The sequence below is a fragment of the Pedobacter polaris genome, from assembly GCF_005116505.1.
Classification (GTDB): Bacteria; Bacteroidota; Bacteroidia; order Sphingobacteriales; family Sphingobacteriaceae; genus Pedobacter; species Pedobacter polaris.
Window position 1 is genome coordinate 469639 of sequence record NZ_SWBR01000003.1, and the last position, 16219, is coordinate 485857.

18 protein-coding genes are annotated in these 16219 nt (G+C 34.6%); 3 read left to right on the forward strand and 15 right to left on the reverse strand.

Translation table 11 applies throughout. The features are described from left to right. Nucleotides 1-4: 4 nt before the first annotated feature. Both hppD and FA048_RS14035 read right to left on the reverse strand, forming a co-directional pair. The gene (hppD, locus tag FA048_RS14030) at nucleotides 5-1135 is read right to left on the reverse strand and encodes a 4-hydroxyphenylpyruvate dioxygenase (RefSeq protein ID WP_136842142.1); all 1131 of its coding nucleotides are present in this window, start codon (nucleotides 1133-1135) and stop codon (nucleotides 5-7) included. Nucleotides 1136-1221: 86 nt separating this feature from the next. Next, nucleotides 1222-2388 (reverse strand): homogentisate 1,2-dioxygenase, encoded by a 1167-nt coding sequence (locus FA048_RS14035; RefSeq protein ID WP_136842145.1) that lies wholly within the window; start codon nucleotides 2386-2388, stop codon nucleotides 1222-1224. Nucleotides 2389-2636: 248 nt separating this feature from the next. On the opposite strand from FA048_RS14035, the gene rpiA reads away from it, so the two are divergent. From rpiA to FA048_RS14050, 3 genes are all read left to right on the forward strand, one after another. Next, nucleotides 2637-3338: a ribose-5-phosphate isomerase RpiA gene (gene rpiA / locus FA048_RS14040; protein WP_136842148.1), complete on the forward strand. Its 702-nt coding sequence runs from the start codon at nucleotides 2637-2639 to the stop codon at nucleotides 3336-3338. Between the two features lie 86 nt (nucleotides 3339-3424). Beyond that, nucleotides 3425-4420, forward strand: coding sequence for a fumarylacetoacetate hydrolase family protein (locus FA048_RS14045; protein WP_136842150.1), 996 nt, complete (start codon nucleotides 3425-3427; stop codon nucleotides 4418-4420). A gap of 133 nt (nucleotides 4421-4553) precedes the next feature. Beyond that, nucleotides 4554-5441 (forward strand): flavin reductase family protein, encoded by an 888-nt coding sequence (locus FA048_RS14050; protein WP_136842153.1) that lies wholly within the window; start codon nucleotides 4554-4556, stop codon nucleotides 5439-5441. A 760-nt stretch (nucleotides 5442-6201) separates the two neighbouring features. On the opposite strand, the gene FA048_RS14055 is transcribed toward FA048_RS14050, so the two are convergent. From FA048_RS14055 to FA048_RS14115, 13 genes are all read right to left on the reverse strand, one after another. Next, nucleotides 6202-6624 (reverse strand): DUF1801 domain-containing protein, encoded by a 423-nt coding sequence (locus tag FA048_RS14055; RefSeq protein WP_136842158.1) that lies wholly within the window; start codon nucleotides 6622-6624, stop codon nucleotides 6202-6204. A 56-nt stretch (nucleotides 6625-6680) separates the two neighbouring features. Next, nucleotides 6681-7214, reverse strand: a complete 534-nt coding sequence (locus FA048_RS14060; protein WP_136842160.1) for a C40 family peptidase — start codon at nucleotides 7212-7214, stop codon at nucleotides 6681-6683. Between the two features lie 93 nt (nucleotides 7215-7307). Then, the gene (locus FA048_RS14065; RefSeq protein ID WP_136842163.1) at nucleotides 7308-8009 is read right to left on the reverse strand and encodes an SDR family NAD(P)-dependent oxidoreductase; all 702 of its coding nucleotides are present in this window, start codon (nucleotides 8007-8009) and stop codon (nucleotides 7308-7310) included. Nucleotides 8010-8084: 75 nt separating this feature from the next. Next, nucleotides 8085-9869 (reverse strand): aromatic amino acid hydroxylase, encoded by a 1785-nt coding sequence (locus FA048_RS14070; RefSeq protein ID WP_136842166.1) that lies wholly within the window; start codon nucleotides 9867-9869, stop codon nucleotides 8085-8087. A gap of 563 nt (nucleotides 9870-10432) precedes the next feature. Beyond that, a complete protein-coding gene (locus FA048_RS14075) occupies nucleotides 10433-10894 on the reverse strand; it encodes a hypothetical protein (protein ID WP_205943491.1) in 462 nt (153 codons plus the stop codon). Nucleotides 10895-10987: 93 nt separating this feature from the next. Next, nucleotides 10988-11347 carry a DUF4180 domain-containing protein gene (locus FA048_RS14080; RefSeq protein WP_136842172.1) on the reverse strand — a complete coding sequence of 120 codons (360 nt, stop codon included), beginning with the start codon at nucleotides 11345-11347 and terminating at the stop codon, nucleotides 10988-10990. An 11-nt stretch (nucleotides 11348-11358) separates the two neighbouring features. Then, entirely contained in the window at nucleotides 11359-11790 is a 432-nt protein-coding gene (locus tag FA048_RS14085; RefSeq protein ID WP_136842174.1) for a hypothetical protein, read from the reverse strand. Nucleotides 11791-11840: 50 nt separating this feature from the next. Continuing rightward, a complete protein-coding gene (locus FA048_RS14090) occupies nucleotides 11841-12485 on the reverse strand; it encodes a hypothetical protein (RefSeq protein WP_136842176.1) in 645 nt (214 codons plus the stop codon). Nucleotides 12486-12597: 112 nt separating this feature from the next. Next, nucleotides 12598-13752, reverse strand: a complete 1155-nt coding sequence (locus FA048_RS14095; protein WP_136842178.1) for a toxin-antitoxin system YwqK family antitoxin — start codon at nucleotides 13750-13752, stop codon at nucleotides 12598-12600. Nucleotides 13753-13953: 201 nt separating this feature from the next. Next, nucleotides 13954-14490 (reverse strand): hypothetical protein, encoded by a 537-nt coding sequence (locus tag FA048_RS14100; protein ID WP_136842180.1) that lies wholly within the window; start codon nucleotides 14488-14490, stop codon nucleotides 13954-13956. A gap of 16 nt (nucleotides 14491-14506) precedes the next feature. After that, a complete protein-coding gene (gene arr / locus FA048_RS14105) occupies nucleotides 14507-14944 on the reverse strand; it encodes an NAD(+)--rifampin ADP-ribosyltransferase (RefSeq protein ID WP_136842182.1) in 438 nt (145 codons plus the stop codon). 11 nt (nucleotides 14945-14955) lie between these two features. Then, nucleotides 14956-15345 (reverse strand): hypothetical protein, encoded by a 390-nt coding sequence (locus tag FA048_RS14110; protein WP_136842184.1) that lies wholly within the window; start codon nucleotides 15343-15345, stop codon nucleotides 14956-14958. A gap of 301 nt (nucleotides 15346-15646) precedes the next feature. After that, on the reverse strand, nucleotides 15647-16135 hold the full coding sequence (locus tag FA048_RS14115) for a GtrA family protein (protein WP_136842187.1): 489 nt from the start codon (nucleotides 16133-16135) through the stop codon (nucleotides 15647-15649). Nucleotides 16136-16219 lie beyond the last annotated feature (84 nt).

The window sequence follows — 16219 nt, forward strand, 5'->3', positions numbered from 1 at the left end:
CGCCTTACAAATTTCCTCTTAATTCTTGCTCACGTTCTAATGATTCGAAAAGTGCCTTAAAATTACCAGCGCCAAAAGATTGTGCCCCTTTACGTTGAATGATCTCAAAGAAAAGGGTAGGACGGTCTTCTACAGGTTTGGTAAAAATTTGCAATAAATAACCTTCTTCATCACAATCAACCAATATACCTAAGCTTTTTAACAGCTCCACTTCCTCATCAATTTCTCCAACACGTGTTGGCATCATCGCGTAATAAGCTTCTGGAGGTGCACTTAAAAATTCAACTCCGCGAGATTTTAATTCGGTAACTGTTTTAACAATGTCTTTTGTAGCCACTGCAATATGTTGTACACCTTCGCCTTCGTAAAACTCTAAATATTCTTCAATCTGTGATTTCTTTTTACCCTCAGCAGGTTCATTGATAGGGAATTTGGAGAAGCCATTGCCATTGCTCATTACCTTGCTCATCAAGGCAGAATACTCCGTGTTAATTTGCTTATCATCAAATGAAAGGATGTTTACAAAACCCATTACTTCCTCATACCATTTTACAGTTTCGTTCATCCTGTTCCAACCCACGTTACCAACGCAATGGTCAATATATAAAAGACCAGCGTCTGCAGGATTGTAATCGCTGTTCCATTCACGGTATCCAGGCATAAATATTCCTGTATAGTTTTTGCGTTCTACAAACATGTGGATGGTTTCGCCGTAAGTGTAAATACCGCTCATTTTTACTTCACCATGCTCATCAGTTAAGGTTTGGGGCTCTAAATATGGTCTTGCACCACGTTTAGTAGTCTCTTCAAATGCACTGTAGGCATCATCAACCCAAAGTGCTAATACCTTAACACCATCTCCATGTGTTTTAACATGTTCTGCAATTGGGCTATCAGATTTTAGCGCTGTTGTTAAAATCAACCTAATTTTTCCCTGCTTTAATACATACGATGCCCGGTCTCTAACACCAGTTTCTGGTCCGGCATAGGCCAAAGACTGAAAGCCAAATGCTGTTTTGTAATAGTGGGCAGCCTGTTTGGCATTGCCTACATAAAATTCTATATAATCCGTTCCATTAATTGGAAGGAAATCTTGTGCCTTTGCTATTTTTTCTGCGAATGTTTGTGTGCTCATATTGTTGTTTTTTAAGGGTCAGAAAGTCCGGAAGTCGGAAAGTCCGTTAATGTCTTTCGGACTTTCGGTCTAATAACTTTCGGACTTTACTCTACGTTTATCTGCCAGCTGGTATGGTAACTTTCATCTTCAATATCAACCGCATCTTGTGTTAACATTAAAGGTCTAAAAGGATCTATCATCACCGCCAGTTCTTCAGTTTTCTCTTTACCAATAGATTTTTCAACAGTTCCAGGATGTGGTCCATGAGGAATACCCCCAGGATGTAAGGTAATTTGACCTTTTACTACGCTTTTACGGCTCATAAAGTCTCCATCCACGTAATACAACACTTCATCACTATCTACATTACTATGGTTGTAAGGAGCTGGAATTGACAATGGGTGGTAATCATACTTACGGGGAACAAAAGAACAGATCACAAAGTTATGGCCCTCAAAAGTTTGATGAACGGGAGGCGGTTGGTGTAAACGGCCTGTAATTGGCTCAAAATCATGAATAGACAATGCCCAAGGGTAATGAAAACCATCCCAACCTACAAAATCGAAAGGGTGTGTTCCGTAAGTGTAAGGGTACATAATGCCTTGTTTTTTAATCAAAACTTTAAAATCCCCAAGCTCATCAATTGTTTCTAAATCTTGTGGGCGTCTAATGTCTCTTTCGCAATAAGGAGAGTGTTCTTCCAATTGTCCAAATGAATTGCGGTAGCGTTTTGGAGAACGAATAGGACTGAAACTCTCAACTATAAAAAGCCTATTTTTTTCATCATCAAATTCTAGCTGATAAATGGTGCCGCGAGGAACAACCAGGTAATCGCCATAGGCAAATTTGATTTTACCGAAGCCAGTTTTTAAGGTTCCTGTTCCTTCATGAATAAAAATAACTTCATCTGCCTGACTGTTTTTGTAAAAATAATCAGTCATTGATTTTCTCGGCGCTGCCAAAGAAATATGGAGATCACTATTCACCAAAACCGGTTTACGACTTTGCAAGTAATCATCTTCTGGTTTAATGTTAAAGCCAATTAAGCTTGTGTGGCGCAAATGTTTTTCACGAGCAATTTTAGGTTCTACTGAGTAAGGCTCGCCTAAAGATTTTACAATTGTTGGTGGATGACAATGGTAAACTAGTGAGTATAAACTCGAAAAACCCTCTGTAGAAACCAATTCCTCAGCATATAAATTGCCATCTGGTTTACGAAAAACCGTATGTCTTTTTGGTGGAATTGTTCCTAATGTATGATATATGGGCATAGCGTTAGGTAATTTGGTTAGAATGTAAATATATAACGATAAAAACGTGAAAACGTTTTATGGTGTGTAAGGACTAAGTGTTGCCTATAAAGAATATTGCGCAAAAATGATTTTTGAAAGCATAGCATATCTAAATGCAGCGAGAACCTCGTTTGCATTATGGTTTTGATATGTTGATTTGCTAATCATTTCAGTGAGTAAAATTATGATTTTTAACTGCAATTTCAAATTAATTCATACTTTTAAATATGGCGAATGATAATCAAAATTTAGAGAAATTAGCTGTTGCAAAAGCTGCCATTAAGTTTGTGAAAAATAATGATGTGGTGGGTTTAGGTACTGGCTCTACAGCAACAATAGCCATTAAAGAATTGGCAAAGCTGATGGTAAATGGCCTAAAAATAATTGGTGTGCCAAGTTCTGAGGCAACAAAAGAATTAGCTGCCTCATTAGGTATTCCTTTATTAGAATTAGGTAAAGTTAATTCAATTGATATCAGCATAGATGGAGCTGATGAGTTTACTGAAAATTTTGAACTGATAAAAGGAGGTGGTGGTGCATTATTTAGAGAGAAAATAGTGGCTTCATTAAGTAAGAATAGAATTATCATTACAGATTCATCTAAAAAGGTAAACAATTTAGGTGCTTTTAAAGTTCCTATAGAGGTGCTTCCGACAGCCTATCAATATGTTGTAGATCAACTTGAAAAGTTAGAGGGTAGCGTAACTTTAAGATATAAGGATGATAAAATTTTCATCACTGATAATTTGAATTACATTGTTGATGTAGATTTTGGCTTAATTGATTATCCTGAAAAGTTGGGCGTAGCACTTAACCAAATTGACGGAATTTTGGCACACGGGATCTTTATTAAATTAACTACAACTATTTTGATGGCAAAAGATGGTAATGTAATTACATACTCAAAAAAGCAAATTGAAGAGAACTAAAATTAACTGTAGGTTATTGTTAATTAAAATTTTGAATTATATGGCTAATCCTTAGCTTTACCAGTATATTCTTAACCAAATATCATATGAAACTAGTATCCTATAAAACTGAAGATATTGAACATTTAGGTGTTTTTGTGAATGGCCACATTTACAACTTAAACTCATGTCACAAATTAATACCTGATGATATGAATGCTTTTTTACAAGGTGGAGAGCCTTTAATGGAAAGAGCAAAACAAATTAATGAAGATATTATCTCTGGTGCCATAAAGCCAAAGGAAGAAGTTTTTTATCAAATATTAGCTCCTGTACCTCATCCAACTTCTTGTAGGGATGGTTATGCCTTTCGCCAACATGTGGCATCAGCAAGACGCAACCGTAAAGTAGATATGATTGCTGAATTTGACCAGTATCCAATCTTTTATTTCACCAACCATAATGCAATTCAAGGCCCAGGAGAAATAGAATGCATGCCAGATCATTTCCAAAAATTAGATTTCGAATTAGAAGTTGCGGTAGTAATTGGTAAAAAAGGGAGAAACGTAAAGGCTGCTGAGGCTGATGAATATATAGCTGGCTACATGATCATGAATGACATGAGTGCTCGTACCTTACAAATGGAAGAGATGTTGTTAAATTTAGGTCCCGCAAAAGGAAAAGATTTTTCAACTGTAATTGGACCTTGGTTGGTTACACCAGATGAATTGGAACCATACAAAGTTGATGCAAAACCAAATCATGTAGGTAATGCCTATAACTTAAAAATGACATGTAGAGTAAACGGAGTAGAAGTTTCTGCAGGTAATATGGCCGATATGGATTGGACCTTTGCAGAAATAATTGAGCGTTGCGCTTATGGCGTTGATATTTTACCTGGAGATGTTATTGGCTCTGGAACAGTTGGAACAGGCTGTTTTTTAGAATTAAATGGTACGGGATTATTAAATGATCCTAATTATAAAACTCAATGGTTGCAAGCTGGTGATGACGTAGAAATGCAAATTACTGGATTAGGAAGTTTAACTAACATTATCACCAAAGTTGATACTGATTTTTCAATATTAGCTCTAAAAAAATAATCCTTAATATAATTTGTCAGTCTGAGCTTGTCGAAGACTATTAAACCAAAAAAGAATTCCTTCTACAAGCTCAGGATGACATTCTTTTTTGGTTTTTTTATTCCAACTTTACAACATTCAACCTCTAGCTATAATGCTTACACTCAATACATCAGATCTTTCGCTTATGCAATTGCAAAATTACCTGCAATATGCTATAGCCCCGCGACCAATTTGTTTTGCATCTACTATTAATGCCGAAGGTAATGTTAACTTGAGTCCTTTTAGTTTTTTTAACATGTTTAGTACAAATCCACCGATGTGTATTTTTTCTCCAGCTAGAAGGGTAAGAGACAATACCACAAAACATAGTTTGGAGAATGTATTAGAAGTTAAGGAATGTGTAATTAACATTGTAAACTATGCAATGGTACAACAAACAAGTTTGGCCAGTACCGAATATGCAAAAGGTGTTAATGAATTTGAAAAGGCAGGTTTTAGTATGCTGGAATCTCATTTGGTAAAACCACCAAGAGTTGCTGAAGCACCAGTACAATTGGAGTGTGTGGTTAAGGAAGTTATCCCTTTAGGAAACCAACATGGAGCTGGAAATTTGGTTTTAGCTGAAATAAAGTTAATTCATATTAAAGAAGAAATCTTAGACAGTGAAGGAAAGATAGACCAGGCTAAAATAGACTTGGTTGCTCGTTTAGGCGGCGATTGGTATTGCAGGGTTACCCCAGAGAGCTTGTTTAAAGTAGCAAAACCACTAACAACTTTAGGTATAGGGGTTGATGCTTTGCCGGTTTCAGTACGTAATTCTAAAGTATTAACTGGAAACGATCTAGGAATGCTTGGTAACTTAGAAAAATTACCAACTGATGCAGAAATAGATGCCATGCAATGGAATGCAAATGTAAAGGATATTTTAGATGCAACAATTGGAGATGTAACCAACCGGGAAAGGGAACTGCATGAATTGGCGCATCAACTTTTAGCTACCGGAAATGTTATTGATGCGTTGAAGGTGGTGTTGTTGTAAGTTTTTGTCAATCCTAATTGATTTGTCATTCCGACTTTAGAGGAATCTATTGGATAGAATTTAATGAATAGATTCTTCGCTTCGCTCGGAATGACAAAAACGCTCAGAATGACGAAACTTCTTAGAATAATAAGTTCGCTAATACATGATAACGTCTTAGCGAGGAGGCACGACGAAGCAATCTGCTGATATAGTTAGTCGAATACCCTAATATAATTGTCAGTCTGAGCCTGTCGAAGACCATTAGACAAAAAAGAATTCCTTAGACAAGCTCAGGATGACATTCTTTTTAATACCAGTCAATTCCCGCAAGGAGATTGCTTCACTGCGTTCGCAATGACGTGTATGTTACTTATTTCGAGAAGGAGAGACGTCTTAGCGAGGAGGCACGACGAAGCAATCTGCTGATATAGTTAGTCGAATACCCTAATATAATTGTCAGTCTGAGCCTGTCGAAGACCATTAGACAAAAAAGAATTCCTTAGACAAGCTCAGGATGACATTCTTTTTAATACCAGTCAATTCCCGCAAGGAGATTGCTTCACTGCGTTCGCAATGACGTGTATGTTACTTATTTCGAAAAGGAGGGGCGTTTTTGCAAGGAGGCACAACGAAGCAATCTGCTGATATAGTTAGTCGAATATCCTAATATAATTGTCAGTCTGAGCCTGTCGAAGACTATTAGACCAAAAAAGAATTCCTTCGACAAGCTCAGGATGACATTCTTTTAATACCGGTCAATTCCCGCAAGGAGATTACTTTACTGCGTTTGCAAAGGCGATAGTTTCTGATAAGAAACCGTACACATTTCTTTTAATACATCAAAATTAATATCTGTTAACGTTTTAATGTAAACACAACCTTTTCCTGCTTTATGCTTACCAAAGCGAGATAGTAATTCTTCTTTTTTGTTTCCATCACAGCCCATAATGTATAAACTTATGTTTGCTTTTCGTGGTGAAAATCCCATCATAAACCAATCGCCAGTTTTACCAGTTGAATAAGAATATTTATAATCTCCAAAACCTATAATTGCAGTACCCCACATCTTACCTTTGGCTTTGGTGGTTTCTTCCATTAACTCACAAATAGCAAAGCAATCTTTACGTGTAGTTTCATCTGTAATTTGATTTAAATAATCTGTTACAGATTGTTCGGTAACCTTTGTTTTAAGTTCTGCCATACTAATGGGTTTTACTTAATGAAAATAAGGAAAAAAGGATAAAAGGAAGAATAATATTATTCTACAATGCTAACAGCCTTCATGAAACGACTTTTGTAATAGTCGTTAAATTCTGTTACAGTAACTCCATGTGCTTTACCAGAAGTAGAATGGATGAATTTAATATCTCCATTTTCTATAGAGTAGATAATGCCAACATGGCCAATTTGCCTAACTCTAGGATTAGTCCCAGTGAAAATTAAAACATCACCCACTTTCGCATCTGCCAATTTTACTGGAACCCCAGCACTTGCAAACTCAGAAGATGAACGGGGAACTTTGAAGCCGAAATTGCTAAATACATAACTTACAAACCCAGAGCAGTCAAAACCTTTTTCTGGATTACTAGTAGCATATCTATAAGGAACACCTATTAAAGATTTAGCAAAATCTAATACTTGAGTTGCAGTAGAGCTGGCAACCTTTGGAACGTTGCCCAATATTTTTTCCATCATTTTTTGATATTGCGTGGGTAACGAAGCATTATCTTGAGCTTTGCTGTTAAAAGCGAAAATCAATAGCAATGAAAGGATCAATAGTATTTTCTTCATACGTGTTGTTTCAAAGATAACAAAAAAATACAAATGAGATAAAATGTTGAAAACTTGTTACTTAACTTTGGTTTGTGTTTTAGAAAGATGGATTTATGGTGTAGTTACTGCTACTGGTAGCACTTTTCCATTGAAAAACTTATGTCCGGTTTTAGCAAAGTCTGCAACATATTTTCCCATTTCAAAAGCCATTACCGGACTCTCATACCCTGGAAAAGCAGCCTCTAACATTTCTGTTTGCGCAGAACCTAAGGCTAAGCAATTTACTTTTATTCCTTGCTCAGCTAATTCAAAAGCCAAACACTCACTTAAAGTATGCAAGGCAGATTTACTAGCAGAATAAGCCGCTAAGCCAGGAAATTTAACACTTCCTTGAAAACCACCCATGCTGCCAATATTTATAATGTGGCTTCCGCTTTGCATTAAAGGTAAAGTAGCACGAATCATTTTAAAATGACTCACCACATTGCTTTCTAACATTTCGGCTAAATCAGCGGTTGTAGTATCTAAAAATGGTTTGTTAACTAAACTTCCGGCATTATTTATCAGGATATCTATTGTACCTAATCGCTCAGTTAAAAATGGTACCAAGACCGTATAATCGTCATTTACTAAATCAAACTCAACAGGTAAAAGTGTACAATCAGGGTTGATCTGTTTAGCAATATCAAAAAGCTTTTTTAATTTATCTGCCGAACGTGCAATACAAACTACTTTGTTTTTACTATCTAAAGTAAATTCTAGGGCTGCTTCAAAACCAATTCCGCTACTTGCACCAGTTATTATTACGTTCATTTATAAAAGTTATAGGTTATAAGTTGTAGGTTGTACGTTTTACTAATAACGTAAAACTTACAACTTAAAACGTTCTTAATCTTCTTCTGTAATTAATTGTGTTACCGGATTGGCAATTACATGTAGTCCATCATTAATTAATTTGGTATGGTCTGCTATGGTTGCCGCCTTCATTTCAAGGTATATGCGTAATTCTTTCTCAAAACCATCACCTAAGTTTCTGTGGTATACAATTTCTAAAATTTCTAAAGCACAAAGCCAATCTGTTCTATGGTTAGTTTTTAACTCATTAAATATGGTTGGTAGTTCTTCATAACCCTTTTCATTTTCTCTCGCTGAACGTACTTTTTGGTATAATACATGTAACTGTTGTGTTTTTTCATCGTACACAGTTTTATGAGTTTGCTCATGGCTAATTAATGGAATTTCTTCATAAGCATCCTTGTCTGCAGCACCATTAAATACAGAAACTATTTTTTCGCCAATTGCCATGTCATAAATACCCCATTCTGGCATAAATAGCACATTTCCATTGCCTTCTTTAACCGTACAATCTTCAAAAGCAATCAGAATTACTTTACTGTCTCTAATTAAAATGTCTTTAACTAGTCCATTAACAGTAATGCCACTTTCAAAATTAAGTTCAACATGCTTTCCTTCAATAATTCCCATTAACTCAAGCTCAATTAAATTGTGCTCTTCAAATGGTTTTTCAATTCCTTTTAATTTGCCAACAGGCGAAGAAAATCCATCCTTATGGTAATCTTTTCCATGTCCAGCTAACTGTTTGCCATCATGAGCTAAAGCAGAAAGACCTGTAGTTTTAATGAAAGTTAATTCATCTTTATTGTTCATGCCAACATCGGTAAAAATACCTGTAACCTGCAATCCAGAACTATAAACTGCGGTACTAGGGTTTTTACATTCAATCGCTTTTAAAATACTCTCTGTTCCTCCACGTCTAAAGGCCATTGTATCTGCAAATGTTTCTAGAACATCAATTAAATTCTGGAAATTTTCCGTTACAAATAATTGAGGTTGTTGCTGGGTAATATCGTATTGATAATTTATTGTATTTAAATCGTACCAAATCTTTTTAACATCTGCATTCATACAGGTTGCACTTTCACCTATAGAAGAAAGCAATGCAGCACCATAAATTTTAGGATTTTCTAAAGTGCCAATTAAGCCATATTCTACAGTCCACCAATGTAAACGTCCTAATAAGGCCATTTCAGATGGTTCGCCCATGTTGTCGGCTATATGTCTTAAATTCTTTTCAGCTACTGCAATTTCTTGCTCATCAACACCATAAGCTTCTTTTAAAATAGAGAGTTTACGAATGGCTTCATACAATTCGAAATCTTTGCTAGAAAACATTGCTTTAGCACCAATAGAGCCAAAATAGCTTAAGTAATTGTTGTAATCTGTATCTGCAATAATTGGAGCATGACCAGCGCTTTCATGAATAATATCTGGAGCAGGAGTATATTCAATGTGATTAATCTGGCGGATATCTGCAGCAATTACCAAAACTCGGTAAGCTTGGTATTCCATAAATGCAGCTGGTGGAATAAAACCATCAACAGTTACCGCGCCCCAGCCAATTTTGCCAAGATTATCATTCATAGACTGCAAATCAGGAATATATTCTATGCTTAATCCTGCTCTTTGTAAACCCTTGATGTAAGGGTAAAATGCCACATGCTTTAAATAGCTATAGTTTTGGCGCATTACATAACGCCAAACCGCTTGGTCTACTGGCGTATACTTCTCATAATTTTGCTCAACTATAAACTGTCTTAAATGTTTTGGAAGCTTAGCTACTTGTTGATTATTAAAATCATTAAAATCACTCATAGGTTATGTGGATATTGATTATGGCTAAAATAGCTTGTTCGAACTAGTAATCCAAAAAAAGAATGCCCTTTTACGCTAAGATGATGAGTATCACTTTTATTTTTCAAAGTTTTAAACAATTTAACTTACCACATAGGCACATAGGGAATAGTAGTAAGAATCGATTATTAGATGGGTTTCAATCGTCCTTTGTTCGGCTATCCTTTATCTTTTCGTATTACCTAGATCGTACCTGCGTATTACCAAGTTCGTATCTGCGTCGTGTCTTGTTCGACTCTTGACCGAAGAAATGTCGAATTTTGGCTTGGCATATAAACCGATACGAGAAGCTAAGACGAATTAAATACGAACCAATCACGGACTAGGTAGGGACTAGGTACGAGCTAGGTACGAAGTCTTCTAGAACACAAGTCGCGGTAAGGTCGCAGTAATGTCGCCTTAAGGTCGCTGTAAGGGTATGTGAATTTAGGTTGAGATTTGGCAGGTTTTTGCCAGGTGGGAGGTATGATTTAAATATAGGTATTTTTTCGAAATTATCACGTTTTAACCTAAAAAAGGGGGGGTCAGTTTTTATTAAGTGTTGCTAGTTTTTCCTCTACTTCCATTACTTTTTCTAGCCAAAATTTAATGGCTTCTTCATTTTTAATGTTTTTCTTATCTGCTCTATAACTTTTTGGTATTTGCCATAGCTGTTGAGAGTTTTTGCTATGATCTCGATCTAATTCTGCACTTGTAGTGGGTTCAATTCTATTTCTCCAAAATGTTATATTTTTAAAATAGTCAGCTTTTAAAGCTTCAAAGTATGCAGTTAATTTTTCGGTAGTATTTGGGATATATCCTGGACCAGTGCAACCACAAGAGTGAAAAGTAATGCCAACTGAATATAACGTTTTAATGTGTGCCCATTTTTTTAGGTCGTCTTTTTTGGGCGACTCAAAATCCAGTCCCATGCTGGCCATTAAACCAGCACATTCTGGGCACTTGGCTTCAACTTTTGTATCTTCACCTCTATAAATATCGGCCATGAACCTCCGTTTAAATGTCTTTCGGCAATTAAAGCAGGCATAATGTGGCTTATAAGAAGTCATTGCATAACGACACATAATTTAGCTTCTTAGTTATGTTGTAAGTTGGTGTAAAGCATCTGCTAAGGTATTTACAAAGTTAATATGTTTTGATTTATTACTTTCAAAAATAAAGTCTTTGATGCTTTTGCTTTCATATTTGTCAAAATCGCCAATAATGGCTAGTGGAATTCGATAATTAGAGAATTTCTGAAGAATCTCTCCGGCTATTCCTGTTTTTAAATCAAAGAAGTTAGGTGTTATATTTTTCTCGTAAACGATAATTTTGTCGAACTCTTGATAGTAGAGATTACCTAGTAAATCTAGCCCATCTTCTGCAGAGTTAATGATAATATCTTCTGATGTTACTTCGGCAATTTTAATGTTGTTGATGGTGTGTGTTTCGATGTTCATTTTTAGTAATTTTATTTCTTCTTCTTTAATGTAATCTTACTGTTTACATTCTTTTCGAAAATTGCATTTTTTCTGTCGATGATAACTTTATAGGTATCAAAATCTCCATTTTTTCTGTCTAGTTCTGATATCTTAATTGATTTATCATTTTTCAAAAAAACCAATAAATTAATTCCATCTGATAATTTAATTTTATTTTCATTAATGTTTGATAAATGTATGTGCAATTCGTCTTCTATTTGGCCTATAGATGAATAGGGTTCTAAAATGAGTAGCTTATCATAATCGAAATCATCAATAGTAGAAAGATCAATTTCTTTTGGGTTTGAATTAATTTTAGCTTCAATAATTTTAGTTAGACCCTCGTCTGTAGTTAGTTGAGATGTATAGTTGCAGTAACTTAAAGTTAAAATTAAGGCTAGTAATAAAAGGACTTTTTTCATTTAATTATTTTGTTCTTTTTAGATTTTTTTATTCTTTACGGATTTAAATATTAATTATTTTCATCTCTAATTTTTAAGATTGTTCTAACTGCGCTATATAAAACACCTGTGTTCCAGTCAGATAAATAGTTATAGGTTCTATTTATTTTGCTTTTATCATCAAGAGAATAAATTGCAAAATAGGTTTGATAATCTCTTGTTGCAACTTGGTCCCAAAGAATTTGTTTCTTTTCTTCTTTTATTAATCCAGCAATATTTATTTCTAAACCCTCTCTTTTAAATTTAACTGCCCCGATATCAAACTCTTTTGTCTCATTAAATTGTTGAAGAAGATTATTTGTGATATCACTGAAATAGAATACCCATAATGTATTTATTATTTTAATGTATTTTTCATAATTCTCCTGTTTCTTCCTCCCATAAAAGCTTTTGAAATTTATTTTCAAGATTTTACCCTCATTATTTCGGATAAATATTTGATACTCTCTCCCAACGGTAAATTCAAAACCCCTAATCCATTTAACCCCAAATCTGTATGCTGTAATTGAGTTTTTTTCAAATTTTGTTAAGCTTTTAGTTGAGGATTCGTCGTCTTCAAAGCTTATAAATGTTGGATCTAAAATCAATTGTCTAGGCTTATTATCGAATGGTCCTCGCTTAATTGTTAATGTTATTTGTTCTGGATTTTGAGACATTGTTATAGAATTGGCATAGCTTATTATTGAATTAATTTCTAAGCAATTTCATGTTTAGAAATGAGATTTCCAGTAATTTTTATTTTGTAGAGTTTAACTAGGTCTTTGGTTTTCAGAGGGCTTGACAATATTCGGTTAGGGCTTCAGTAATCATTTTAATTTTGTTGCCCAAAAAGATTGATTTTTTTAGATCATTACAAATTTTTGCTTGCTCAGCTTCTGGAATTGAAACTTTCTCTTTTGAAGCTAAAATTGTTATATCCTTACTTTGTGATAGTGTTCGACTATTTCCAAATTGGTATTTTCTGATTCTTGCAAAAGCTCTATTGGCTAAAGCAAATTCCATAAATGGTTCTAGCTGTAAGGCCTTATCAAAGTCTGCAATAGCTTCGTCAAATTGAAAGTCGTTCAGCTTAATGGTCCCTCTCGAAAAATATGCTTCGGCATAGGTACTATCTAGTTCCAGTACTTTCGAACAATATTTAATAGCTGACTTAAGATCTCCCTCCTTATTACTTTCGTTGCTTCTTGTCATTAACTGTGTAAGTTTTTCAAGCTTTGGGTCTTCAGTTACTTTACCATTCTTAATGAAAACACTCTCTTTAATTTTTCCATTTGAATAGTATTTTATTGCATTACCTTTTATTTCCCCTTTATCATAATTGCTACGTAGTTTAACTTGTCCGTTTGGAAAATATGATTCCCATATACCATTTTCTTTACCATCAACGAATTCACCTTTTTGCTTTATCGATCCATCTTCATAAAACTCTTTTTCAAAACCATGAGCAATTCCTGATTTATAAGTTCGCTCTGTAGATATTTTTCCATTCTGAAAATATAAAACCCTATACCCATTTATTTTTCCATTCAAAAAAGTTCCTTCACCTTGTTTTTTACCGCTATAATAGTAATCAATGATTCTGCCATTAAAAGCAGCACCATGAAAATGCCAAACGCCATCCTTCCTTTCCATTTGTTTTGAAGAGGGAATCATTTTAATACTGTCTGGCCGATTTCTGTACTCCTTTGTGAAAAGGTAGATGGCACTGTCAAATTGCTCATATCCTAAGCGTTTTAGTTTCTCTTTATCCTTTACCACGACAAGATCTGCAATATCATTTTGGGATATTTCATTTCCTTCTTCAGGGTCTTCGATAACAGCTATTGAGTCTACAATGTAGATAATCTTGTCATTCGAAGCTTGCCCAAAAGCGTTTAATAATGTAAATGCCAATAGGACGGCTATCAAAATGGTTTTCTTCATAAGGTTTTTTAATAACTACAAATGTGGTTTTTTGCACTTCTATAGCATAACCCATAGGGTTTTGTTATTTGGTGATTTGCAGTTAAATTAATCTCTGCAATTTAACATTTTATAGAAAATTCTTTACCGCTTTTACTTCTTACAGCTCTTGGGCTTAAGCCTCTTTACCAAATTGATGTTAAATGCTGGCTTTTCTTCTACTTATTTATCAATTAGTTTCCATTCTCCTTTTTTGAAATATACGTTGTTAAATTTTGGTGAATAGAACACCAAATAAAAGCTCCAAGCACTACGATAGGTAGTTGGATTGCTTGCCATAATATGGTGAGTCGTATCATCCATATTTATGATTAAACGTTCTGATCTATAGGGTTGACTGGTCATGACGGTTCCTCTATAAGTTTTTAATATCCTTTGCTTGTCAGTGACATAAAAATAGATAGAGTCATTTTCCTTAATTTCAAACCTAAAATTATCATATTGCCAGTCGGCTTGTTTGCCTGGAAAATAGTCGCGATTAATGATGTAATGCCCGTAATAATCTTTTTTCTTCAGTTCTTTTTTCTTTGTTAAAAACTGAAATGTTAAAGATATAAATGCAAGTCCAAATATTGCAAGCCAGATTGCTCCAAGTATTTTGTAGAATATTTTCTTCTTTGTTAGCAACCAGCACAATAGAAGCAAAACTGTTAGTGGAATAATGATAAAAACAAATAGTATATTAAATCCAAATCCCATTTTCTTTCAAATTATTTCAGTCTTCAATTGCCTCAATGCCTTGTTCCTTAAGCTTCTCTAGGTGATCTTTCATCGCTTTAAGCTGTTCTGGCGAGTGGCTTTGCCAAGTGGTAACTTCACCGATAACTCGAATTGGGGATTTTGTGCGGTATGATTTTGTAGGATTGCCAGGGAACTTTTTGTCTGTTAAATTAGGGTCGTCTTCAAATGGGCCTGTGGGTTCAACGATATAAATTCTTTCCTGTCCTTCACCTATGGCAAGTTCAGCACCCCAAGTTGCAGCCTCTAGGGTAGCGGTGAAATAAATGTATTTAGCTTTATTTCTTTGTCCGTAGTTTGAATTAAAGCCAACTTCAATTAAGTCTCCTTGTTTTAGCTTAGCTTTTGTGCCATGATAAAATGGCACTGCATCTTGATGGTTGGTCACTGTTGATTGGCTTTTTTGTTCTTCCATTTTTTTGTTTTTTACTGTTTATTATTTTTTCTATTGATCGCATATATCAATACTGAAGAGATTATGCACATAACTACAGCAGCAATGATGAGCGAACTTTCTTTTTGTAAAATTCCAATAAAGAAGTCGCCCACAAACATTACTAAAAAGAAAATGTATGCAATGGTTAACATGGGAATGGATTTTTTAAATGTGGCAAAGGCAAAGATAAAACCAAGTGCAAATTGTCTAACAGCCCACATATAGATAATGTAGTCAACACCTTTTGCGTTGAGGTCTACTGTTTCCATAACCGATTGTGGTGAGAAGCATAATGAAAAGCTGACCATAATTTCGAGCAATGCAAAAATTCCGGATACGATGAGTATCCATTTTGGTAATGATTTTTGTTCTTCTTTCATAATATGTTTGTTTTGGTTGTTTGTAGCTCTTGCAAGAATTGAAGGTAAGCAATCTTTTTGTTGTACCCATGGATACACTGCCGATGTAAAATCGGCACACGTCAGGATGACCAACAAAGATTTATAATCGAATATAATGTTTTTGCATTGATAAGAAACCTTAAATAGTAGCAAGAACCTGCGTTATTTAAACCTGATGGTAGTGAAAATCTTTTTGTTGCGTCCTTCGACAGGCTGCCGATGTAAAATCGGCACACGTCAGGATAACAAAAAATGGGTGTATCTACTTTTCTAAAAAAAGCTAACCTTTCTTTCCCAATTTTTTTACGCTAAACGTAAAGTAGTGTTGGTATAAATAACTAAAACCTGCTAATAAAACTTGTACAGCAAATCTTGCAACAGTTGGGTAAATTAAAAGTACGTCTGCTAAAAATTTATAAAGTGATATATTAAGTAATATATTAATGAACTGTAGATTCATGAATCTAAATAATTGTACTCTTCCCCTAACTTCACTATGTGTGAAAACTACATAACGGTTCATGATAAAACTGTAAGGAATTACGAAAGCAAAATCTATAGCCATTGCAGCAGTACCGCGTTTTAGCGTAAAGAATAATACCTCTACTTCGTCTGTTTTAAAAAGATGATAGAATGATAAATAATAGACTATGTAACCTAAAACAAACGTACTACCACCAGTAGCTAAATACCTAAAGTTATGCAATGAAACATATTTTTTAAATGGTGGATGGAAAAAATCTATAAAGGCTAATATTGCTTTGCGCATTGGTGTTGTTGGTTTGTTGAGATTGTTATTATGTTGAATTGTGATATTGCTCTATTGTTATTTTTTACCCAGCTCAGGATAATA